The sequence below is a fragment of the Amycolatopsis lurida genome, from assembly GCF_900105055.1.
GTDB classification, from domain to species: Bacteria; Actinomycetota; Actinomycetes; order Mycobacteriales; family Pseudonocardiaceae; genus Amycolatopsis; species Amycolatopsis lurida.
Map to the genome: position 1 here is coordinate 538,755 of NZ_FNTA01000003.1, position 19,474 is coordinate 558,228.

General features: G+C 69.0%; 23 protein-coding genes. 6 read left to right on the forward strand and 17 right to left on the reverse strand.

Annotated features, from left to right (window positions below):
* Positions 1-5 precede the first annotated feature (5 nt).
* The 6 genes from tatC to BLW75_RS04880 form a co-directional block, all read right to left on the reverse strand.
* Positions 6-977, reverse strand: a complete 972-nt coding sequence (gene tatC / locus BLW75_RS04855; RefSeq protein ID WP_034306663.1) for a twin-arginine translocase subunit TatC — start codon at positions 975-977, stop codon at positions 6-8.
* A gap of 95 nt (positions 978-1,072) precedes the next feature.
* Complete coding sequence (gene tatA, locus BLW75_RS04860; protein ID WP_034306661.1) at positions 1,073-1,405, reverse strand: Sec-independent protein translocase subunit TatA; 333 nt, start codon at positions 1,403-1,405, stop codon at positions 1,073-1,075.
* A 38-nt stretch (positions 1,406-1,443) separates the two neighbouring features.
* On the reverse strand, positions 1,444-1,653 hold the full coding sequence (locus BLW75_RS04865; RefSeq protein WP_005150907.1) for a bacteriophage holin: 210 nt from the start codon (positions 1,651-1,653) through the stop codon (positions 1,444-1,446).
* Positions 1,654-1,662: 9 nt separating this feature from the next.
* Positions 1,663-2,640, reverse strand: a complete 978-nt coding sequence (locus BLW75_RS04870) for a helix-turn-helix transcriptional regulator (RefSeq protein ID WP_034306658.1) — start codon at positions 2,638-2,640, stop codon at positions 1,663-1,665.
* Entirely contained in the window at positions 2,637-3,617 is a 981-nt protein-coding gene (locus BLW75_RS04875) for a helix-turn-helix transcriptional regulator (RefSeq protein WP_034306655.1), read from the reverse strand. The genes BLW75_RS04870 and BLW75_RS04875 overlap by 4 nt, the downstream gene beginning before the upstream one ends.
* Before the next feature lie 9 nt (positions 3,618-3,626).
* A complete protein-coding gene (locus BLW75_RS04880) occupies positions 3,627-4,058 on the reverse strand; it encodes a winged helix-turn-helix transcriptional regulator (protein ID WP_034306653.1) in 432 nt (143 codons plus the stop codon).
* A gap of 105 nt (positions 4,059-4,163) precedes the next feature.
* Between BLW75_RS04880 and BLW75_RS04885 the strand changes: the two genes are divergently transcribed.
* From BLW75_RS04885 to BLW75_RS04895, 3 genes are read left to right on the forward strand one after another with little or no spacing between them, the layout of a single operon-like run.
* Positions 4,164-5,102 (forward strand): NADP-dependent oxidoreductase, encoded by a 939-nt coding sequence (locus BLW75_RS04885; protein ID WP_034306650.1) that lies wholly within the window; start codon positions 4,164-4,166, stop codon positions 5,100-5,102.
* Positions 5,103-5,139: 37 nt separating this feature from the next.
* Positions 5,140-5,592 (forward strand): SRPBCC family protein, encoded by a 453-nt coding sequence (locus BLW75_RS04890; RefSeq protein ID WP_034306648.1) that lies wholly within the window; start codon positions 5,140-5,142, stop codon positions 5,590-5,592.
* On the forward strand, positions 5,589-6,287 hold the full coding sequence (locus BLW75_RS04895; protein ID WP_034306647.1) for an SDR family oxidoreductase: 699 nt from the start codon (positions 5,589-5,591) through the stop codon (positions 6,285-6,287). Before BLW75_RS04890 ends, BLW75_RS04895 begins: the two co-directional genes overlap by 4 nt.
* Before the next feature lie 396 nt (positions 6,288-6,683).
* On the opposite strand, the gene BLW75_RS04900 is transcribed toward BLW75_RS04895, so the two are convergent.
* The 4 genes from BLW75_RS04900 to pafA all read right to left on the reverse strand — a co-directional run bounded on the left by BLW75_RS04900 (position 6,684) and on the right by pafA (position 10,454).
* Complete coding sequence (locus BLW75_RS04900) at positions 6,684-7,547, reverse strand: TIGR03620 family F420-dependent LLM class oxidoreductase (RefSeq protein WP_034306645.1); 864 nt, start codon at positions 7,545-7,547, stop codon at positions 6,684-6,686.
* Between the two features lie 71 nt (positions 7,548-7,618).
* A complete protein-coding gene (locus tag BLW75_RS04905) occupies positions 7,619-7,960 on the reverse strand; it encodes an ArsR/SmtB family transcription factor (RefSeq protein ID WP_034306643.1) in 342 nt (113 codons plus the stop codon).
* 12 nt (positions 7,961-7,972) lie between these two features.
* Positions 7,973-9,016 (reverse strand): WD40/YVTN/BNR-like repeat-containing protein, encoded by a 1,044-nt coding sequence (locus BLW75_RS04910; RefSeq protein ID WP_034306641.1) that lies wholly within the window; start codon positions 9,014-9,016, stop codon positions 7,973-7,975.
* 79 nt (positions 9,017-9,095) lie between these two features.
* Positions 9,096-10,454 carry a Pup--protein ligase gene (gene pafA / locus BLW75_RS04915; protein ID WP_007035399.1) on the reverse strand — a complete coding sequence of 453 codons (1,359 nt, stop codon included), beginning with the start codon at positions 10,452-10,454 and terminating at the stop codon, positions 9,096-9,098.
* Between the two features lie 147 nt (positions 10,455-10,601).
* On the opposite strand from pafA, the gene BLW75_RS04920 reads away from it, so the two are divergent.
* Positions 10,602-12,080 carry a bifunctional phosphatase PAP2/diacylglycerol kinase family protein gene (locus tag BLW75_RS04920; RefSeq protein ID WP_034306638.1) on the forward strand — a complete coding sequence of 493 codons (1,479 nt, stop codon included), beginning with the start codon at positions 10,602-10,604 and terminating at the stop codon, positions 12,078-12,080.
* 269 nt (positions 12,081-12,349) lie between these two features.
* On the opposite strand, the gene prcA is transcribed toward BLW75_RS04920, so the two are convergent.
* From prcA to dop, 4 genes are all read right to left on the reverse strand, one after another.
* Entirely contained in the window at positions 12,350-13,111 is a 762-nt protein-coding gene (gene prcA / locus BLW75_RS04925; protein ID WP_034306636.1) for a proteasome subunit alpha, read from the reverse strand.
* A 52-nt stretch (positions 13,112-13,163) separates the two neighbouring features.
* A complete protein-coding gene (gene prcB / locus BLW75_RS04930) occupies positions 13,164-14,000 on the reverse strand; it encodes a proteasome subunit beta (RefSeq protein WP_034306635.1) in 837 nt (278 codons plus the stop codon).
* A 77-nt stretch (positions 14,001-14,077) separates the two neighbouring features.
* Complete coding sequence (locus BLW75_RS04935) at positions 14,078-14,272, reverse strand: ubiquitin-like protein Pup (protein ID WP_034306633.1); 195 nt, start codon at positions 14,270-14,272, stop codon at positions 14,078-14,080.
* 97 nt (positions 14,273-14,369) lie between these two features.
* Positions 14,370-15,872 carry a depupylase/deamidase Dop gene (dop, locus tag BLW75_RS04940; RefSeq protein WP_034306632.1) on the reverse strand — a complete coding sequence of 501 codons (1,503 nt, stop codon included), beginning with the start codon at positions 15,870-15,872 and terminating at the stop codon, positions 14,370-14,372.
* A 43-nt stretch (positions 15,873-15,915) separates the two neighbouring features.
* Between dop and BLW75_RS04945 the strand changes: the two genes are divergently transcribed.
* Positions 15,916-16,434 carry an NUDIX hydrolase gene (locus BLW75_RS04945; RefSeq protein ID WP_034306630.1) on the forward strand — a complete coding sequence of 173 codons (519 nt, stop codon included), beginning with the start codon at positions 15,916-15,918 and terminating at the stop codon, positions 16,432-16,434.
* Here BLW75_RS04945 and BLW75_RS04950 read toward each other — a convergent pair.
* From BLW75_RS04950 to BLW75_RS04960, 3 genes are read right to left on the reverse strand one after another with little or no spacing between them, the layout of a single operon-like run.
* Positions 16,431-17,036: a hypothetical protein gene (locus BLW75_RS04950; RefSeq protein WP_034306629.1), complete on the reverse strand. Its 606-nt coding sequence runs from the start codon at positions 17,034-17,036 to the stop codon at positions 16,431-16,433. The genes BLW75_RS04945 and BLW75_RS04950 overlap by 4 nt on opposite strands.
* Positions 17,037-17,090: 54 nt before the next feature.
* Entirely contained in the window at positions 17,091-18,044 is a 954-nt protein-coding gene (locus BLW75_RS04955; protein ID WP_034306628.1) for an aldo/keto reductase, read from the reverse strand.
* Positions 18,041-18,385, reverse strand: coding sequence for a hypothetical protein (locus tag BLW75_RS04960; RefSeq protein ID WP_034306627.1), 345 nt, complete (start codon positions 18,383-18,385; stop codon positions 18,041-18,043). The genes BLW75_RS04955 and BLW75_RS04960 overlap by 4 nt, the downstream gene beginning before the upstream one ends.
* A 143-nt stretch (positions 18,386-18,528) precedes the next feature.
* Between BLW75_RS04960 and BLW75_RS04965 the strand changes: the two genes are divergently transcribed.
* Complete coding sequence (locus BLW75_RS04965) at positions 18,529-19,440, forward strand: DMT family transporter (RefSeq protein ID WP_034306625.1); 912 nt, start codon at positions 18,529-18,531, stop codon at positions 19,438-19,440.
* Positions 19,441-19,474 lie beyond the last annotated feature (34 nt).

Sequence of the window (19,474 nt, forward strand, 5' to 3'; positions counted from 1 at the left end):
CCGGCTCAGGTGACGTCGTCGGTGCTGGTGCGCTTGCCGTTCGTGGCGGCCGACGGTTCCTCGTCGATGGTGCTCGGCGTGTAGTCGAACGGCGCGGCCTCGTCGTCGTCGAGCTGGTCCCAGCCCTCGGTGCCGCGTTCCTTGTCGAGCTTGCGGTCGTGGAAGCGCGCGATCTGGATGGAGAGCTCCAGGAGCACCACCAGCGCGCCGGCCAGGGCGAGCATCGAGAACGGGTCCGAACCCGGCGTCGCGAACGCGGCGAACACGAACACGACCATGATCAGGCCGCGGCGCCACTTCTTCAGCGTCTGGTACTTGAGGACGCCGACGCGGTTCAGCATCACCACGAACAGCGGGAGTTCGAAACTGACGCCGAAGATCAGCAGCAGCGACAGGATGAACGAGATGTACTTGTCACCGGTGAGGGCGGTGATGAACTGGTCGCCACCGAAGTTCATCAGCAGCTCGAGAGCGTGCGGGATGAGCAGGTACGCCAGGACGGCGCCGGCGGCGAAGAGGATCGACGCGAAGAAGACGAAGGTGAGCGCGTACTTGCGCTCCTTCGAGTAGAGACCGGGCGCGATGAACGCCCAGATCTGGTAGAGCCACAACGGGGCGAGCAGCACCGCGCCCGCGGCGAGACCCACCTTCAGCTGGATCATGAAGGCTTCGAACGGAACCGTCTGAAGCAGCTGGCAAGGACCATCGGGCGTGCCGCCGAGCCTGCGCTGGTACGGGATGCCGCAGTACGGGCCGGTCATGATCTGGCCGAGCGACGGGATCGGGCCCACCTTGGTCTGGAACCAGATGAAGCCGATGATCCCGCCCGCCAGGATGGCGAGCAGCGCGAAGCCCAGACGGCGCCGGAACTCGTAGATGTGCTCGATGAGCGTCATCGTGCCGTCGGGGTTGGCCCGACGGCTGCGCTTGCGCCGCTTCGAACCGCGGCGCTCCTCACCGGAGGCGGAATCCGCCACTGGACAGTCCGTTCTCGTCAGGGTCCACCATGAGCGCGCCGGTACTTCGGCGCGCTCATCCGCGAACAGGCTCCGCTTGGCTAACTAAAGACCGCTCAGCTGGCGTTCTTCTGCGCCTGCTCGGCCGGAGCGGGCGCGGCGGCCTGCTGCTTCTTGAGCTCGTCGAGCTGACGCTGGAGGTCGGCGACCTGCTTGTCCTGCGCGGTCGCGGCGGGCGCGGGCGTGGTGGCCTGCGGCAGCTGCTTGGTCTCGACCTCTTCGGCCTCGGCGGCCTTGTCCTTGTCTCCGGCCATGTCCTTGGTCTCGGCCTTGAAGATCTTCATGGACTTGCCGATGGACCGCGCGGCGTCCGGAAGCCTCTTGGCGCCGAACAGCAGAACAACGACGAGCACCAGGATGATGATGTGCCACGGCTGCAGCGCGTTCATCGTTTGCGGCCTCCTTCTCGAGTCTCTCAGATGTGATGTTACCGGTCTTCGAGCCCACGTCGTTGCGCGATCGCCACGCGCAGCGCGGCCGACCGGGCGCGAAGGAGCCCTGTCCGTTTTCGGGTGTTCGTAGCCACCATGCTCATCGTATGGGTGAGTACGCGCAAGACTCTGCGTAATTTGATGAGCAGAACAAAGAGCAGGATCAGCCCGGCGACGGCGAGCGCGATGCTCGGCAGGTACGACACGGCGTCACCCTACTGCTCGTAGGTTGACGTTAGGTGACGAGCCCGGGCCAGCGCGTCGGCCGCCCGGCGACGAACAGCCTCTCCGAGCGCGAGCGGGCTTTCGACCTGCGCGTCTCCGCCCAGTCCCAGGATGAGGCGGACCATCCACGACTCGTCGGCGTACCGCATCCGGATGCGCAGCCGTCCGCCGTCGAGCTCGTCGAGCTCCTCGCAGGGGTAGTACTCGGCTACCCAGCGTGCGTCGGGGTCGAGGACGAGAACGGCTTCCTGCTGATCGGGACGCGGGCGGAAAACACCATCGGAAATGTCAGTGGGCCGCGCGTGCGCCGGCGGGACGGCGGGTTCGTCGAGCACGGTGAGCTCGTCGATCCGGTCGAGCCGGAACAGCCGGACGTCCTCGGCGCGGCGGCACCACGCTTCGAGGTAGCCGACCGCCTGCACGATGAGCAGCCGCATCGGATCGACGGTGCGTTCGGTGATCTCGTCCTTCGACGCGGTGTAGTACCGGATCCGCAACGCGCGCTTCGCGGTGAGAGCGGCCCGGACGGCTTCGCGAGTGCCTGCGGTCTTCTTGCCTTCCCGCACTCCCCCGCCGACGACGATCCCCGACGGCTGGGCCTGCCCCGCGGCGACCTCGATCTTCGCGATGGCGCGGCGGACCGCGTCGGCGTCGACGACTCCGGGCGTCTCGGCCAACGCGCGCAGCGCGACGAGCATGGCCGTCGCCTCGCCGCCGGTGAGCCGCAGCGGACGGTTCATCCCGGCGTCGTGCGTGACGACGATCGTGTCGCCTTCGAAGGAGAGGTCGATCAGGTCTCCGGGGCCGTAGCCGGGCAGCCCGCACATCCACAGCAGTTCGAGGTCCTTGCGCAGCTGCTTGGGCGTGACGTCGAAGTCGTGGGCGGCGTCGTCGATCTTGATCCCGGGCCGCGCGAGGAGATACGGCACGAGCGCGAGCAGCCGCGGCATCCGTCCGGTGGTGCTCATCGGGCACCACCGGCGTGCGCGATGGCTTCGAGGCGGCTGAAGACCGACTTCGCGAGTACCTCGGGTTCGAGGACGAGGACGTCAGGCCCGTGCGCGGTGAGCCAGTCGGCGGCGGATTCGGGGTAGTACAGCTCGATCTCCACGAGATCGCCTTCTTCTCCCCCGGCGTCGCTTCGGCCGACCACCCGGCCGCGGCGACGGACCCCGGCGGCCCGGCCGTCGGCGACCCAGACACTGGCGGTGGTCGGCGCGGACGGGTCCTCGCCACTGCTGGCGGAGACCATCCGCAACAGGTTGACGCCTTCCGGACGTTCGACGACGCCGGTCTCCCCGAAGGCGGCGACCTTCCCGGTCACGCGCGAGAGGCGGAAGCACCGGGGCGCGCCACGGTCCCTGTCGTGCCCGACGACGTACCAGCGGCCCCGCCACGACACCACGCCCCACGGTTCGAGGGTGCGGATCTTGCGTTCGGCCGAACCGCTGCGGCGGTACTCGAAACGCACCGCCTGCCCGGCTTGGACGGCGGCGAGCAACGGGCCGAACGCCGGTTCGGCGCGGACGCGGGGCTCGACGACGGTCGGGGCGTGGTCGTCGACCTCGACCCCGGCGGCGCGGAGTTTCACCAGTGCGCCTTGCGCCTCACCGGTCAGTTCCGGGGAATCCCAGAGCCGGACGGCGAGGCCGACCGCGGTCGCCTCGTCGGGCGCCAGGTCGATCTCGCCGAGTTCGTAGTCGCGGCGCGCGATGCGGTAGCCGTCGATCGCGTCGAACGCAGAGTTGCGGCCGGTCTCCAGCGGGATGCCGAGTTCGCGCAGTTCGGTCTTGTCGCGCTCGAACATGCGGAAGTACGCCTCGTCGCTGGCCGCGTCGGCGTACCCGGGCACGATGCCCCGGATCCGCTCGGCGGTGAGGTACTGCCGGGTGGACAGGAGGGCCAGAACCAGGTTGACCAGACGTTCGGCGCGTGCGGTGGACACCCGGCTACCCTAGCCCGCGCCGTCGGACCCGATGGTGAGAGCCGCCGATCGCGCGTCGTAACGATCCCTGGCGGTCTCGACCTCGTCGAACCTGGTCTCGGCCCAGTCCTTGATCCCGGCCAGCAACTGCCGGAGGCTCCGGCCGAGTTCGGTCAGTTCGTAGTCCACCCGGACCGGCACGCAAGCGGTGACCGTGCGGGTCAGGAGTCCATCCCGCTCAAGGGTCCGCAGGGTCTGCGTGAGCATTTTCTGGCTGACGCCCGCAATCCGGCGCGAGAGGTCGCTGTAGCGCCGGGGCCCGTCGCCGAGGGCGACGAGGACGAGGCTGACCCATTTTCCCGAGACCTCGTCGAGCAGCTTCCGGGCGGGACAGGCCGCGAGGTAGGCGTCGTAGGCCCGCTTCTGTTCGTCCCGGCGTTCCTGTGCCGTGCGCGTGACCACGGTGCGCGTACCTCCGCGTGGGCTGGGCACCTCGAGGTGCGTACTTCCCGAAGGAGAGTAACTCCCCATACGTTCGCGGGGAACGATCCCCTCCAAGGAGAAACGATGCGCGCAGTGGTGGTCCGCCGGTTCGGCGGCCCGGAAGTCCTGGAATTCGCCGACGTCCCGGTACCCGCGCCGGGGCCGGGTCAGGTGCGAGTGAAGGTGGCCGCGGCCGGGGTCAACCCGGTCGACGCCGGGACCCGGTCGGGTTTCCTGACCGAAGCGGGGATCGTCCCGCCACGTGACGTGCTCGGCATCGGCTGGGATGTCGCCGGGACGGTCGATGCCGTGGGCGACGGCGTGACCGGGTTCGCCGCGGGTGACAGCGTGATCGGTCTGCTGGACCGGCCGTCGGCGGCGCTCGGCACGTACGCCGATTTCGTCGTCCTCGACGCCGACGTGGTCGCCGCCGCCCCGCGGACGGTGTCTCTCGTGGAGGCCGCGACCTTGCCACTGAACGGTCTCACCGCGGTCCAGGCCCTCGATCTGCTCGACCTGCCACCGGGTGCGACGGTTCTGGTGACGGGCGCGGCGGGAGCCGTCGGCGGCTACGCGGTCGCCTTGGCCAAGGCGAGGGGTTTCCGCGTGGTGGCGGTCGCCGGCGCGGCCGACGAGGCACTGGTTCGCGGGTTCGGCGCGGAGATTTTCGTGCCCCGGGGCGATTTCCTCGCCGATCGCGTGCGGGCGGTGATCCCCGGCGGCGTCGATGCGGCCCTCGACACGGCACTGCTCGGGCTCGACGCGTTGGACGCGGTGGCGAATCGTGGCCGGTTCGTCGTGTTCGCCGCCGGAGCCGCTCCGATTCCGTTGCGAGGCATCAAGGTCGAGCACGTCTGGATAGCCGCCGACGGAGCGGCGCTCGCCAGGCTGGTGACCTTGGTCGACGACGGCACGCTGCCCCTCCGGGTCGCGGACACCTTGCCCTTGGCCGAGGCGGCGAAGGCACACGAACGGCTGGCGGAGGGTGGACACCGCGGCAGACTGGTCCTGACCATCGAATAAGTTGACGCTTAATTAAGCCTACGGTTATCTTCGCATCATGGACAACGAAGAGACCCGGCTCGAACTCCGGCGTGAGTACCCGGACCCGATCGAGGACGTCTGGTCGGCGCTCACCGAGTCCGAGCGGACGGCCCGCTGGATCGGCACCTGGACGGGAGAAGGCGGGGTCGGCAACACGATCATGCTGTCGATGACCGCCGAAGAAGGCTCCGAGCCGGGTCCCGCCGTCATCCGCGAATGCGATCCGCCGAAACGGCTCGTCATGGATCTGCACAACACCGGCGAGCCGACCTGGCGAGTGGAGCTGACCCTGACGCCGCGCGCCGACGGAACAGTGCTCGACTTCGTGCACCGAATGCCCAAACCCGAGTGGGACACCTCGGACATCGCCAAGGGCTGGCACTTCTACCTCGACCGGCTCGGCGCTTCCCTCGCCGGCGAACCGGTGCCCGAATGGGACGGCTACACGCCGCCTAGTTTGGAGGCATGAACGATCGAGTACTGCTGATCACCGGCGCTTCCCGCGGCCTCGGCGCGGCCACCGCTCGCCGGGCCGCGGCGGCCGGATTCCGGCTGGCACTGCTCTCCCGCGACCGCGAGGCACTGCTCCCACTCGTCGCCGAACTGGGCGAGGATCGCACCCTCGCGGTCGCGGCGGACGTCACCGAGTGGGAATCGCTGTCCGCGGCCGTCGAGACGGTGAAGGACACCTTCGGCCGCCTGGACGCGGTGTTCGCCAACGCCGGGCAAAGCGTCGTCGTCTCGTTCTTCGGCGAAGGCGGCGCGGACCCCGAACAGTGGCGGGACATGGTGCTGACGAACGTCTACGGCACCGCCCTCACCGCGCGGGCGACCCTTCCGTCACTGGCGGAATCGAAGGGGCACCTCGTGCTCACCGGCTCGGTCGCCGGGCGCTATCACCGCCCGGGGAACCTCTATTCGGCGACGAAATGGGCGGTGACCGGGCTCGCCGGATCCATCCGCGAGGAGGCCGTCGGGACCGGCGTGCGGGTCACCGTCGTGCAGCCTGGCCTGGTCGACACCTCGATGATCCCCGAGGACTCGAAATCCAAGCCGAAACTGGACCCCGACGACGTCGCGAGGGCGGTGCTCTTCACATTGGAGCAGCCGCCCTCGGTCGACGTCAACGAGATCGTGGTCCGCCCGACCGGCCAGGTCCGCTAGCGCCACCGTGCATGATGTGCCGGTGGGACGACTTCCTGTTGACGTGCGTGCTTCATTCCGGCTCTTCGCGTTCTACTCGGCGAACGGCACCGTTGACGCTACCGGCCGGCCCTCTTCCAGTTCGCTCATCTCTGGAGCAGGTTTTCGCGATCTAGTGCAATGTGCTTCAAGTCGATGCGAAAGGCAGTGGATCCGTGCCCACTGCGACCAGAGCTACCGAGCCGAGCCGCCATCCGAGGCCTGGGAGACCGAACTCCACGGGCCCTGACGAGCTGGTAGCCGCCGTCCGGCCCTTGGCGCGTGGTGCGGGCACGACCACGGCGAACGGAGGTGAAGGCTTCTTTCACCGCATCAGACGCGACGAAGGGAGCCTTCACCTCACCACCGACCTCGCACCTAGCTCGGCAGCAGCGACTCGGCCAGCCGCCGCCAGTGCGGCATGGCCGACTCGCCGGGTTCGACGCCGATGACCTGGACGCCGACGTGGTCGGCACCCGCGTCGAGGTGGCCGTGCAGTTTCGCGGTCACGGTGTCGAGGTCGCCCCAGAATACGAGATCGTCGACGAGCCGGTCGCTGCCTCGGCCGCCGTCGAGGTCGGCTTCGGTGTAGCCGAGGCGGAGGTACTTGGCGACGTTGTACTCCGACGTCAGGTAGCCGTGCAGATGCTCGCGGGCGATCTCCCGCGCCTTGCCCGGGTCGGTTTCGAACAGCACGGCGTGCTCGACGCCGAGGAAGGCCTTCTCCCCCAGCACTTCCCTCGCCTGGGCAGTGTGCGACACCGGCACGTGGTAGGTGTGCGCGCCCTCGGACCGGTCACGGGCGAGACCGAGCATCTTCGGCCCGTACGCCGCCAGCAGCCGCCGGATCGGCTCGGCGGGCGACGGATTCGCGTTGGTGACCGTGTCGAGTTCGTCGAGGTAGTCGTTCATCGCCTCCAACGGCTTGACACCGGGCTGCGCGCCGCCGAAGCCGAGCCCGAGGACATGCCTGCCCGGGTACGCGTCGGCGAGCAGGAGCGCGGCGCCGTGGACCGACCACGCGCCACGGGAGCCGATCCGCGCGATCCCGTTGACCACGGCCATGCGTTCGCTGGACGCGAGCAGGAATCCGGCGTGGGTCAGCGCTTCGCGGCCGTCCCGTTCCGGGATCCAGATAGCGGGCCAGCCGAGTTCGTCCAGTTCCCGCACCGAATCCCGGAGCATGCTCGCGGGCTGATCCTCGAAGTCGAACGTCCAGATCCCGAAACGCCCCAGTTCCATCTGTCTCTCCTCAGGTCGAGTCCAACGTATCGAAGTATCGCAGATTTCCGATACGTTATTCCCGGCCGGGTTCAGATGGAACGTCCCAGCAGGTCGACGAGCTGCGCGATCCGCTGCTCGTCACGGCGGTAGTGCGTCCACTTGCCCACCCGGGTGGACCGGACGAGCCCGGCGCGCTGCAGCAGCGCCATGTATGCCGACACCGTGGACTGCGCGAGCCCCAGCTTAGCCTGGAGATGGCTGACGCAGACCCCGACCTCGTTCTGGTCGGCGATCGCGTTCTCCGGCGGGAAGTGCCGGTCCGGTTCGCGCAGCCACCCGAGCACCTGGAGGCGGATCGGGTTGGCGAGCGCCTTCAGCACCTCGACCAGATGGTCGGTGGTCTCGGGGACTGGTTCGGCTTGTGCGGTCATGGTCCTTCGAGCTTAGGCGGTGCCGAGCCGTGCGGCCCTGCCGTCGGCCCCGCTCGCCCAGCACGCGCCGCGGGCGCAGTCGACCGAGTCGAGCGATCCGGTGTCGAAGGACTTCCAGTGCCGTCCGCCGTCCGGGCTCAGATCGCTTCCGCCGGGGCCGACGGCGATCACGGTGTTCCCCAGCCACGCCAGGCCGGAGCGGTAGCCGACCGGGGCCTCGGCCGGGGTCCGCCAGGTACGCCCCCGATCCACGCTGAGCGCCACCGCGGGGCCAGGGGCGTTCGGCGCCGCGTAGTCGCCACCGATGGCCACGCCGTGCCGCGGATCCCGGAACGTCACCGAAAAGACCCCGGCGGAGGCGCCACTGGGCAACGGGGTGTCGGCGGCTTCCCAGGTCATCCCGCCGTCGCCGGAGTGCAGGACCCGCGCGCGGGCGCCGCCCCCGGTGGCGATCCAGGCGTCACGCGGGCCCGCCGTGGTGAGGCACTGCCCGCTGGCGGCGAACGCGAACTCGCCGTCGAGCGCGGGAACCATGCCCTCGGCGGGAACGGGCTTCCACGTGCGGCCGCCGTCCGAAGTGGACTGCAACCGGAACTTGCCGCCGACCGGGTCGCTCATCGCGAGACCGCGCCGGTGGTCGAAGAACGCGACACAGTCGTAGAAGGCGGCAGGATCGCTGTTCTGGAAGGACAGTCGCCAGCTCCGGCCGCCGTCGTCGGTGCGGTAGATCCGGGACGCGTCCCCGGGTCCGATCGACAGCGCGACCGCGTGATCGGCGTCGAAAGCTTCGATGTCCCGGAAGTCGAGCGCCTCGGTGCCCGCCGGGGCGCTCGACTTCCAGGTGCGGCCGCGGTCCGTGGTGCGCAGGATGGTGCCCCTGCTGCCGCTGACCCACGCCGTCCGGGAATCCACCGCGGACAGGCCGCGCAGCTGGGCCTCCGTGCCCGTCGGAGTCTCCGTCCACGCGGGTTCTGGACAGTCCGGTGCGGCGTGCGCGACGCCGGTGAACGCCAACGGGACGACCGCACCCAGCAGGACCAGCAGCGCACGGCGCATCGGCGCACCTCTCCCTCGAAGATCCGTGAAGGCCACCTTAAGGGACTCTGGTTCCCTCAAGGTGGCCTTCACGGACCAATCAGAGTGAGCTGATCAGCCGCTCGACACGTTCGTCCACCGAGCGGAACGGGTCCTTGCACAGCACGGTCCGCTGCGCCTGGTCGTTCAGCTTGAGGTGCACCCAGTCCACGGTGAAGTCACGCCCGGCGGCCTGCGCGGCGGCGATGAAGTCACCGCGCAGCTTCGCCCGCGTGGTCTGCGGCGGGGTGTCCTTGGCCAGCTCGATCTCGCCGTCGTCGGTGACCCGCCGCACGAGTCCCTTCCGCTGCAGCAGGTCGAAGATGCCCCGCCCGCGCCGGATGTCGTGGTAGGCCAGGTCGAGCTGCGCGATCCGCGGGCTCGACAGGTCGAGGTCGTGCTTGTTGCGGTACCGCTCGACGAGGCGGTGCTTGATCGCCCAGTCGATCTCGGTGTCGATCTTGCTGAAGTCCTGCTGCTCGACCGCCTCCAGCGCCCGGCCCCACAGTTCGACGACGCGCTCGGACTGTGGCGACGAACCGGTCTCCTTGACGTGCTGGACGGCGCGGGCGTGGTACTCGCGCTGGATGTCCAGCGCGGACGCCTCGCGGCCGCCGGCGAGCCGCACCTGGCGGCGGCCGGTGAGGTCGTGGCTGATCTCCCGGATGGCCCTTATCGGGTTGTCCAGGGTGAAGTCGCGGAACTGGACGCCCGCTTCGATCATCTCCAGCACCAGGTTCGCCGATCCGACCTTGAGCATCGTGGTCGGTTCGGCCATGTTCGAGTCGCCGACGATCACGTGCAGGCGCCGGTAGCGTTCGGCGTCGGCGTGCGGCTCGTCGCGGGTGTTGATGATCGGCCGCGAGCGCGTGGTGGCGCTGGAGACGCCTTCCCAGATGTGTTCCGCTCGCTGGGACAGGCAGTACACGGCGCCGCGGGGCGTCTGCAGCACCTTGCCGGCGCCGCAGATGAGCTGCCGGGTCACCAGGAACGGCAGCAGCACGTCGGCGATCCGGGAGAACTCACCCGCCCGGGTCACCAGGTAGTTCTCGTGACAGCCGTAGGAGTTGCCCGCCGAGTCGGTGTTGTTCTTGAACAGGAAGATGTCGCCGCCGATGCCCTCGTCCGCCAGCCGCCGCTCGGCGTCGACCAGGAGGTCCTCGAGGATCCGCTCCCCCGCCTTGTCGTGCGTGACGAGCTGGACGAGGTCGTCGCATTCGGCCGTCGCGTACTCAGGGTGGGAACCCACGTCGAGGTAGAGTCGCGAGCCGTTCGACAGGAAGACGTTCGACGAACGCCCCCAGGACACGACACGCCGAAACAGGTAACGCGCCACTTCGTCCGGGGAGAGCCTGCGTTGCCCGTGAAAGGTGCACGTGACCCCGAACTCGGTCTCGATGCCAAAGATCCGCCGCTGCATCCCACCAGAGTAGGCGGTGAAGACCCACTGAAGGTGCGCCGTTCGGGCGGCGACACGCGGTAGGTACGTTGCATTCGGTGAAAGGTGTGCGTGACGTCCCGATCGGGTCTCACGCGCATGACGTTCCGGGCCGGAAGTGGAGAACCCGTGTTAAAGCAGCTCAAGCGCCCTTTCCGCAAGGTCGGGCGGACCGATCGGCGGCTGATGGCACGGAGTGCGGCCCTGCCGAGGACCAGGGCCGACGACGTGATCACGTCGCTCTCCAAAAGTGCGGACAAATCCAAGCTTTGGTGGTGTGTCGCGGTCCTGCTCGCGGCGAAGAAGGGGCCGACGCGCCGAGGGGCGCTCCGCGGTGTGGCCGCCATCGCCGGGGCCAGCGCGGCGGCGAACCTGATCGGCAAGCCGCTGTTCCCCCGCCGCCGCCCCGCGGCCGAAGAGGTGCCGATGCACCGGCGGCTCGTCCGGCGCCCGACCTCGTCGTCGTTCCCGTCCGGGCACTCGGCGTCCGCGGCCGCCTTCGTCACGGCCGTCGCGATGGAGTCACCCAAGGCGGGCGCCGCCCTCGTGCCGCTGGCCGCCGCCGTGGCCTATTCCCGGGTCCACACCGGCGTCCACTGGCCCAGTGACGTCGGCGTGGGGATCGGGATCGGTGTCGGCGCCGGCCTGCTGACGCGGCACTGGTGGCCGCTGAACGACGACGTCCCCGGCCGCACCGCGCACACCGCCGAGGCGCCCGAGATGCGCGACGGCGAGGACATGCTCGTCCTGGTCAACCCGCATTCGGGGATCGACGGCCAGGATCCGACCGAGGAAGCCCGGTTCGCCTGGCCCAAGGCCACCATCCTGTATCCGGACGCGAAGCGCGACCTGCGCGATCAGCTCTGCGACGAGATCGCCTCCCGCGACAACACCGTGCGCGCGCTCGGTGTCGCAGGCGGTGACGGGACCGTCGCCGCCGTGGCCGCCGTCGCGGCCGACCACGACCTGCCGCTCGCGCTCATCCCGGCCGGCACCCTCAACCACTTCGCCCGGGATGTGGGCATGCGCTCGATGCCCGACGCGGACGCCGCCACCGAAGCGGGCAACGCCGTCGGCGTGGACCTCGGCGAGGTCGAGATCAACCACGACGACGACCACCGCTACTTCGTCAACACCGCCAGCCTCGGCGGCTACCCGGAAATGGTCCGGATCCGGGAAAGGCTGCAGAAGCGGCACCCGAAGTGGCCGTCGGCGGCGATCGCGCTCGCCCGCACCCTCCGGCGCGCCAAGCCGCTGGAAGTGACCCTCAACGGCAAGCACACCAGCATCTGGCTGCTGTTCGTCGGCAACGGCACCTACTCGCCGAAGGGATTCGCGCCCTCACGCCGCCCAGCGCTCGACACCGGTCTTCTCGACGTCCGGTACCTGCGCGCCGACGTGCCGTACTCGCGAGCACGGTTCATCCTCGCCACGATCACGAACAGCCTCAACGCCAGCCACGTCTACCAGGAACTCGACGTTCAGGAATTGCACGTCCGGCTGCTGAACGGCAACCGCCGCGTCGCCACCGACGGTGAGGTCGGCCCGCTCGGCAACGACTTCCGCTTCCGGTCGCGGCCCAGCGCGCTCACCATCTACCGCCTGTAGGCGCTTGTCCTTGGCGGGGCGCGTCCATTGTGTCTTGACGGCAGGGCAAAAGTGGCGAGTTGCGAAAGCCACTTTCGCAACGTTGAAGGTTGCGAAAGTGGCTTTCGCAACGTCAGCCGGGATGGGCGCCGCGAAAGGCCGCGAGCTGGCCGCCCACCGCACCCGACACCTTTGCCTTACCCCTCAATACAACGCGGCCCGCAAGTACGTGAAGGCCCCCTTCATTGCGCTAGACGCAATGAAGGGGGCCTTCACGTACTTCGAGAGGCTCAGTCCTTCTTGGACTCACCGTCAGGCTTGTCGCCCTCGGCGTCGTCCGTCTTCGGCTCCTCCGGCTCGGCGGGCAGCAGCGCGTCCAGCGCGGCACCGGCGACCCGGCGGAACTTGCGGCCGCGCCGCTCGCGCTCCAGTACGGCGACCTCGAGCTTCACCGGGTCCGAGTCGCCGTTCGCGGGCGTGGGGGTGTTGGCGCGCAACGCCTTCACCGCGACACCGAGCGCCGCTTCCAGCTCCATGTCCGACTCGAAGCTCTCCTTGAGCTTCGTGGTGAGCGTGTCGGCCTGACCGCCCATCACGACGAACTTCGGCTCGTCGAAGATCGAGCCGTCGTAGGTCAGCCGGTACAGCTGGTCCTCGGCGGCGGTCGCGCCGACCTCGGCGACGCAGACCTCCACCTCGAACGGCTTCAGCTGCTCGGTGAAGATGCTGCCCAGCGTCGCGGCGTACGCGTTCGCCAGCGCACGCGCGCTGACGTCGCGCCGGTCGTACTGGTAGCCCTTCAGGTCCGCGTGCCGGATACCGGCGACGCGGAGGTTTTCGAACTCGCTGTAGCGGCCGACGGCCGCGAAACCGATCCGGTCGTAGATCTCCGACACCTTGTGCAACGTCGCCGAGGGATTCTCGGCCACGAACAGCACGCCACCGCGGTACTTGAGCACGACCACGCTCCGGCCACGCGCGATGCCCTTGCGCGCGATCTCGGAACGCTCCCGCATCAGCTGCTCGGGAGAGGCGTACAACGGCATCGTCACTGTGGTGCTCCGCTCTTTCGGGCTCTCATCGGGAAGGGACAGGGAAGGACGGCTAGCGCCCGCGCTCGGCTCGTACGGCCACGACGGCCTCGGCCACCGCTGTCGTCTGCTCGAGGGGCAGCGCCACCGCACCCTGCTCCGCGGTGACCGTCACGATCGTCGGGAAGATCCGGCGCACCAGATCCGGCCCGCCGGTCGCGGTGTCGTCGTCCGCCGCGTCGTACAACGCCTCCACCGCCGTCCGGATCGCGGCTTCGGCGTCCGCGTCCGGGTCGTACAGCTTCTTCAGCGAGCCCTTCGCGAACAGCGATCCCGAGCCGATGGCGTGGTAGCCCGCGTTCTCCTCGTAGCGGCCGCCCGTCGCGTCGTACGAGACGATCCGGCCCGCGTGCTTCGCGTCCTCGGCGTCGAGGTCGTACCCGACGAACAGCGGCAGCACGGCCAGCCCCGCCATCGCCATCTCGAGGTTGGACTTCACCAGCCCCGCGAGCTTGTTCGTCTTACCGTCGAGCGAGAGCGAAACACCCTCGATCTTCTCGTAGTGCGCCAGTTCGACCGCGTACAGCCGCACCATCTCGATCGCCAGCCCGGCCGAGCCCGCGATGCCCACTGCCGAATACTCGTCGGTGACGTGGACCTTCTCCATGTCGCGCGAAGCGATCAGGTTGCCCGACGTCGCCCGCCGGTCACCGGCGATCAGCACCCCGCCCGCGAACTTGACCGCGACGATCGTCGTCCCGTGCGGGGCGTCCAGCCCGCCCGCCCCGGTCGAGACCCGCCGCTCCGGGAGCAGCTCGGGCGCCTGCGCCCGAAGGAAGTCCGAGAACGACGAGGTCGCCGACGAGAAGTACGCGGCGGGCAGCGCCGACTTACCCGAGGTGTGTTCCATACGTGCTCAAAGTTCCAATCTGTGTGATCCGCCGGGTCCGCACAGGCGGCCCCGGCCCGGGGCCGCCGGAAGACGAGTTACTCGCCGCCCTTTTGCACGTAGGCGCGGACGAAGTCCTCGGCGTTCTCCTCGAGCACGTCGTCGATCTCGTCGAGGATCGTGTCGACGTCCTCGCCGAGCTTCTCGCGCCGTTCCTGACCCGCCGGACCGCCTTCCTCGAACTCTTCGTCCGAGTCGCCGCCGCCGTGCTTTTCGATCTTTTCCTGAGCCATCTCGCCTCCCGGTGTGGCCGATGTTTCCTAGCCTACCCAGCGGTCCCGACAATCCGCGGGATCCGTGATCGCTTAACCCCGATGAAAGGAAATCCCGCTAGTCCGAACCGGTGAGCGCCTCCACCAGCTCCTCGGCGGTCGCGGAGTCGTCCAGCAACTTCCCCACGTGGGCCTTCGTGCCCCGCAACGGCTCCAACGTCGGGATCCGCACCAGCGATTCCCTGCCGACGTCGAAGATGACCGAATCCCACGACGCCGCGGCGATGGAGTTGGCGTACTTCTCCAGCGTGCGGCCCCGGAAGTAGGCCCTGGTGTCCGAAGGCGGGGTCGTGACCGCCTCCAGCACCTCCTCCTCGGTCACCAGGCGCTTCATCGAACCCCTGGTGACGAGCCTGTTGTACAGGCCCTTGTCCAGCCGGACATCCGAGTACTGCAGGTCGACCAGCCGCAGCCGCGGCGCACCCCAGGCCAGCTGGTCCCGCGCGCGGTAACCCTCGAGCAACCGCAGCTTCGCCGGCCAGTCCAGCCTGTCCGCGCATTCCTGGGGGTCCCGCGCCAGGGCGTCCAGGATCTCGCCCCAGACCCGCAGGACCTCCTTGGAGGCCTCGTCCGCGCCGGTGCGCTCCAGGTTCGCCGCCGCGATCTCGTGGTAGGCGAACTGGAGGTCCAGCCCGGTGTACTTGCGCCCGTTGGCCAGCGACACCTTCGCCTTCAGCGTCGGGTCGTGGCTGATCTGGTGGACGGCCCGCACCGGTTCGTCCAGTTTCAGGTCGTCGAACCGGATGCCCGCTTCGATCAGGTCCAGCACCAGCGCCGTCGTGCCGACCTTGAGGTACGTCGAGTACTCGGCCAGGTTCGCGTCGCCGATGATGACGTGCAGACGGCGGTACTTGTCCGCGTCGGCGTGCGGCTCGTCGCGGGTGTTGATGATCCCGCGTTTGAGGGTGGTCTCCAGGCCGACCTCGACCTCGATGTAGTCCGAGCGCTGCGAGAGCTGGAAACCCGCTTCTTCGCTCTGCTGCCCGACACCGACACGGCCCGAACCCGTGATCACCTGACGGGACGCGAAGAACGGCGTCAGCCCCGCGATCACCGCGGTGAACGGGGTCGACCGCTGCATCAGGTAGTTCTCGTGCGTGCCGTAGCTCGCGCCCTTGCCGTCGACGTTGTTCTTGTACAGCTGCAACGGCGGCTGTCCCGGCACCGTGGCGGCCTTGCGCGCCGCCTCCTCCATGACCCGTTCGCCCGCCTTGTCCCAGATGACCGCGTCGCGCGCGTTCGTCACCTCGGGCGCCGAATACTCGGGGTGCGCGTGGTCGACGTACAGCCGCGCTCCGTTGGTCAGGATCACGTTCGCCGCGCCGAGGTCCTCGACGTCCGGGTCGTGTCCCGGGCCGCTCGGGCCGGTCAGATCGAACCCGCGCGCGTCGCGCAGGGGCGATTCGACCTCGTAGTCCCACCGTGCCCGCCTTGCCCGCGGGACATCCGCCGCTGCCGCGTAGGCCAGCACGACCTGGGTCGAGGTGAGTACCGGGTTCGCCGTCGCGTCGCCCGGCACCGCGATGCCGTACTCGACTTCGGTTCCCATGATCCGCCGCATACCCACCACCCTACGGGGTCCGGGCCGTGCGACGATGCCCCCCATGTCAGGCAGTGACGAACTCGTTGCGCTCTATGACCTCGGCGGAACCGTGGTGGGAGCGGCCACTCGCTCCCGGGTCCGCGCCGAAGGACTCTGGCACGCGGCGGGTGTGGTGTTGGTCCGTTCGAGTGACGGAGGCTCGGTTTACGTGCACCTGCGCACTCCCACGAAGGACGTCTATCCCTCCACTTGGGACTGCTGGGCGGGCGGCATCGTCGCCGCGGGTGAGACACCGGAGGAGTGCGCGCGCCGGGAACTCGCTGAAGAACTGGGTGTTCACGGAGCGGAACTACGGCCGCTTTTCGTCCACGTCACCGACGACGACACGATCCGCTGCCACAACTTCGCGTTCGAGACACGTTGGGACGGCCCCTTCGTCCATCAGCCGTCCGAAGTCGTCGAAGGACGTTGGCTGACGCTGGCCGAATTGCGTTCGTGGCTCGACGATCCGGAGAGCCGGTTCATCCCGGACGGCCGTCTCGGCGCGCTGGAGTGGTTCCGGCGCGAGAACGCCCGCTAGGCCGAACGGAGGCGCTGTGCGACGATCGGCAGCAGCCGCTTCGCCGCCTCCGTCGCCCTCGCCTCGGTTCCGGCCGTGACACTGAGGGCTGAGACGAGCTTCCCCTTGGCGAGCAACACCGTGCAGGTCGTGCCGTCGCACCACGCACGCTGGACCTCTATGCCGGTTTGCTTCGCGAGAGTGACCTTCTTGCCGTCACAGTCCGCCCGGAGGACGACGTCCGAAGCGGCGCGACCGGTGTACTCGGTGACCTGATGTTCCAGCGTCGATCCGCTGGGATACGACCACGCGATCGAGCGGCTCGTGTCCCGGGTGAGACCGGTCAGACAGCCGGACATCCTGCTCTCGCCGGGAACGACCTCTTCCTCGGCGACGTCCTCGTCGGTCAGCAACGCGGCGGAAACGGCCGCGGGGACGGGAGCCCGGGTCGACGACGGCGGCACCGGGTTGGCCTGCGGCTTCACCGAAGGCTGCGACGGCTCGACCGTGGGTGTCGGCGTCGGATCGTCGTAGTAGGTGTCGAGGTCGTTGGGACGGTCGGCGCACCCCGACAGACCGAACAGCGCGACCGTCGCCACCGCGAGCACCTGCCGATGACGCACCCTCGAGCCCTCCCGGCTTCCGCCTGACGTTTGCCGCGAGACTAGTCCAGCCCCTCAATGCCAGCCGAGGCAGGATCGGTGCCGCCAGTAGGCGACCGGTTCCTCCGCGAGCGCGGCCAGCTCCGCGAGTTCGTCTTCGATGAGTTTCACCTTCGCGGCAACGAGATTCTCCGCGAGCTGAGCGGTGCTCGACGGGCCGATGACCGCGATCGGACGCCAGTCCTGCGCCAGCACCGCCGCGATGGCCACCGCGTCCGGACCCGCGCCGTGCTCCCGCGCGATCCGCGCGAGCGGCGACGGCGGCTCGACCACCAGGCGTCCGTTCGCGACGGTTTCCTTGACCAGTACCCGTTTTCCGGCGGCGTGCGCTTCGGCGAGCGCCGGGCCGGCGGACGGTTCGAGCAGGTTCCAGGTCGACTGCACGGTGCTGAAGACCGGCGTTCCGGCCACTTCCAGCTCGAACGCCCGGCGGACCGTGTCCGCCTGCGACGGTCCGGACGTCGAGAACCCCACCGGCACCCCGTCCGCGGCGAGTTCCGCCAGCGCGCCGATCAGGCGGTCGTCGGTGAACAGTGGACTGTCCACAGTGAGCGAGTGGACTTGGTAGAGCGAGATCGCCTTCCCCAGCAGGCCGACGGATTCGGACCACTGTTCGGCGAACCGCGCCGCGGTGTGCTCCTTGACCTCGTGCACCTCCGCGTCGAGCTTCCACTCGCCCACGTAGCGGTAGCCCCATTTGCTCGACACGGTGACGTCCGGGTGGCCGCGGCCGGCGAGCCAGCCGGCGAGGAACTCCTCTGACGAACCATACGAACGGGCGACGTCGATCCAGCGGACGCCCGCGCGGTACGCGTCGTCCATGACGTCGTAGGTCGCCGCGCGCATCGCCTCGAACCCGCGTCCGGGCGGCAGCGCGTCGACCCGGCCGAGGTTGATGTACGCGGGCCGGCCGAGCGCCGCCAGCCCGACGGCGATCCGGTCGCCGACGGGGGTTTCCGAGTCTGTCACCGGGCTCCTTCGTTCTTGTGGCGGAGGATCGCGAGCCACTGACTCGAGTTCTGCGCCTGCCGATGGAGTTTTTCGAGACGCGCCGCCGGAGCCCGAACGTAACCCTTGCCGAAGACCGGCGCGATCTGGCGAAGGCTGGCGCCCTCCTCCCTGGCGGCGAGCAGCGCCCAGTCCGACGCGTCGGCGCAGGCCGCGGACGCACGGCGCAACTCCCCCAGGATCTCGATCAGCTCGGGGGCGCTCACCTCTCCCGCCCGGACGGCGGCGGCCGTTGTTTCCAGCCAGGCCAGGACATCGGCTTCGGTGATCGGCGCGCGCGGGCGCCCGGAAGATTCGTTCACAGCCCGAGAGTATAGGCCGTTATACAGACAGTTCGAGTGACCGCCGCGCGCAAGTCTTGGGACACATCGTCCGAAAACCGCTGGAGCGCAACGGGCTTCCGGGTTTCACTGAACCCTTGCTTGAGGATTCAGGAGAAGGACAATTGGGACGTTTCGGTATCGCGATCCGGTTCGCGGCGCTCGCGGTCGTCTGGGGTGCGAGTTTTCTGTTCATCAAGGTCGGTCTCACCGGCCTGTCGCCCGCTCAGGTGGCGCTCTCGCGCATCTGCCTCGGTGCCGTGGCGCTGATCGCCATCGCCGCGTGGCGCCGTAAGCCGCTCCCCCGCGACCCGGCGCTCTGGGGCCATCTCGCGGTGGTCTCCGTACTGCTGTGCGTCATCCCGTTCCTGCTCTTCTCGTGGGCCGAGCAGTACATCTCGTCCGGGCTCGCCAGCATCTTCAACGCGACGACCCCGCTGATCACGATGCTCATCGCCGCCGCGGCCCTGCCGTCGGAACGGTTCACCAAGGCCCGCACGACGGGCCTGATCCTCGGTTTCCTCGGCGTGCTCACCATCGTCGGGGTCTGGCGAGGGATCGACGTGTCCCACGAACTGACCGCGCAGCTGGCCTGCCTCGGCGCGACGACCTGCTACGGCATCTCGTTCGTCTACGTGCGACGGTTCATCTCCTGGCGGAACCTCGACGCGCCCACTGTCGCACTCGGACAGGTCTGCTGTGGCGCCGTCGTGATGCTGGTGCTCGCGCCGTTCATCGCGACGACCCCGGTCCGCCTGGACACGCCGATCGTGCTCAGCATGATCGCGCTCGGCGCACTGGGCACCGGCCTCGCCTACGCCTGGAACGCTTCGATCATCGCGGCGTGGGGCGCGTCGAACGCGTCGGCGGTGACCTACCTCACACCGGTCGTCGGCGTGCTGCTCGGTGTACTGGTCCTCGACGAACCCTTGGCGTGGAACCAGCCTGTCGGCGCGCTGCTCGTCGTCCTCGGCATCCTGGCCGCTCACGGGCGGCTGAGCGTGCGCAAGAAAGTCCGGGAACCCGTACCCGCGTGACGCGAAAGGGCCCTTCGCCGCAGAAGGCTGCGGC

Bases quoted from the DNA above. Each gene is read 5' to 3' on its own strand.
- BLW75_RS04935 (WP_034306633.1), bottom strand. From the start codon at position 14,272: ATGGCTCAGGAAAAGATCGAAAAGCACGGCGGCGGCGACTCGGACGAA.
- BLW75_RS04910 (WP_034306641.1), bottom strand. From the start codon at position 9,016: ATGCGCCGTGCGCTGCTGGTCCTGCTGGGTGCGGTCGTCCCGTTGGCG.
- tatA (WP_034306661.1), bottom strand. From the start codon at position 1,405: ATGAACGCGCTGCAGCCGTGGCACATCATCATCCTGGTGCTCGTCGTT.
- BLW75_RS04885 (WP_034306650.1), top strand. From the start codon at position 4,164: ATGCGCGCAGTGGTGGTCCGCCGGTTCGGCGGCCCGGAAGTCCTGGAA.
- BLW75_RS04890 (WP_034306648.1), top strand. From the start codon at position 5,140: ATGGACAACGAAGAGACCCGGCTCGAACTCCGGCGTGAGTACCCGGAC.
- prcB (WP_034306635.1), bottom strand. From the start codon at position 14,000: ATGGAACACACCTCGGGTAAGTCGGCGCTGCCCGCCGCGTACTTCTCG.
- dop (WP_034306632.1), bottom strand. From the start codon at position 15,872: ATGCGGCGGATCATGGGAACCGAAGTCGAGTACGGCATCGCGGTGCCG.
- BLW75_RS04905 (WP_034306643.1), bottom strand. From the start codon at position 7,960: ATGACCGCACAAGCCGAACCAGTCCCCGAGACCACCGACCATCTGGTC.
- BLW75_RS04870 (WP_034306658.1), bottom strand. From the start codon at position 2,640: ATGAGCACCACCGGACGGATGCCGCGGCTGCTCGCGCTCGTGCCGTAT.
- BLW75_RS04895 (WP_034306647.1), top strand. From the start codon at position 5,589: ATGAACGATCGAGTACTGCTGATCACCGGCGCTTCCCGCGGCCTCGGC.
- BLW75_RS04945 (WP_034306630.1), top strand. From the start codon at position 15,916: ATGTCAGGCAGTGACGAACTCGTTGCGCTCTATGACCTCGGCGGAACC.
- pafA (WP_007035399.1), bottom strand. From the start codon at position 10,454: ATGCAGCGGCGGATCTTTGGCATCGAGACCGAGTTCGGGGTCACGTGC.
- BLW75_RS04900 (WP_034306645.1), bottom strand. From the start codon at position 7,547: ATGGAACTGGGGCGTTTCGGGATCTGGACGTTCGACTTCGAGGATCAG.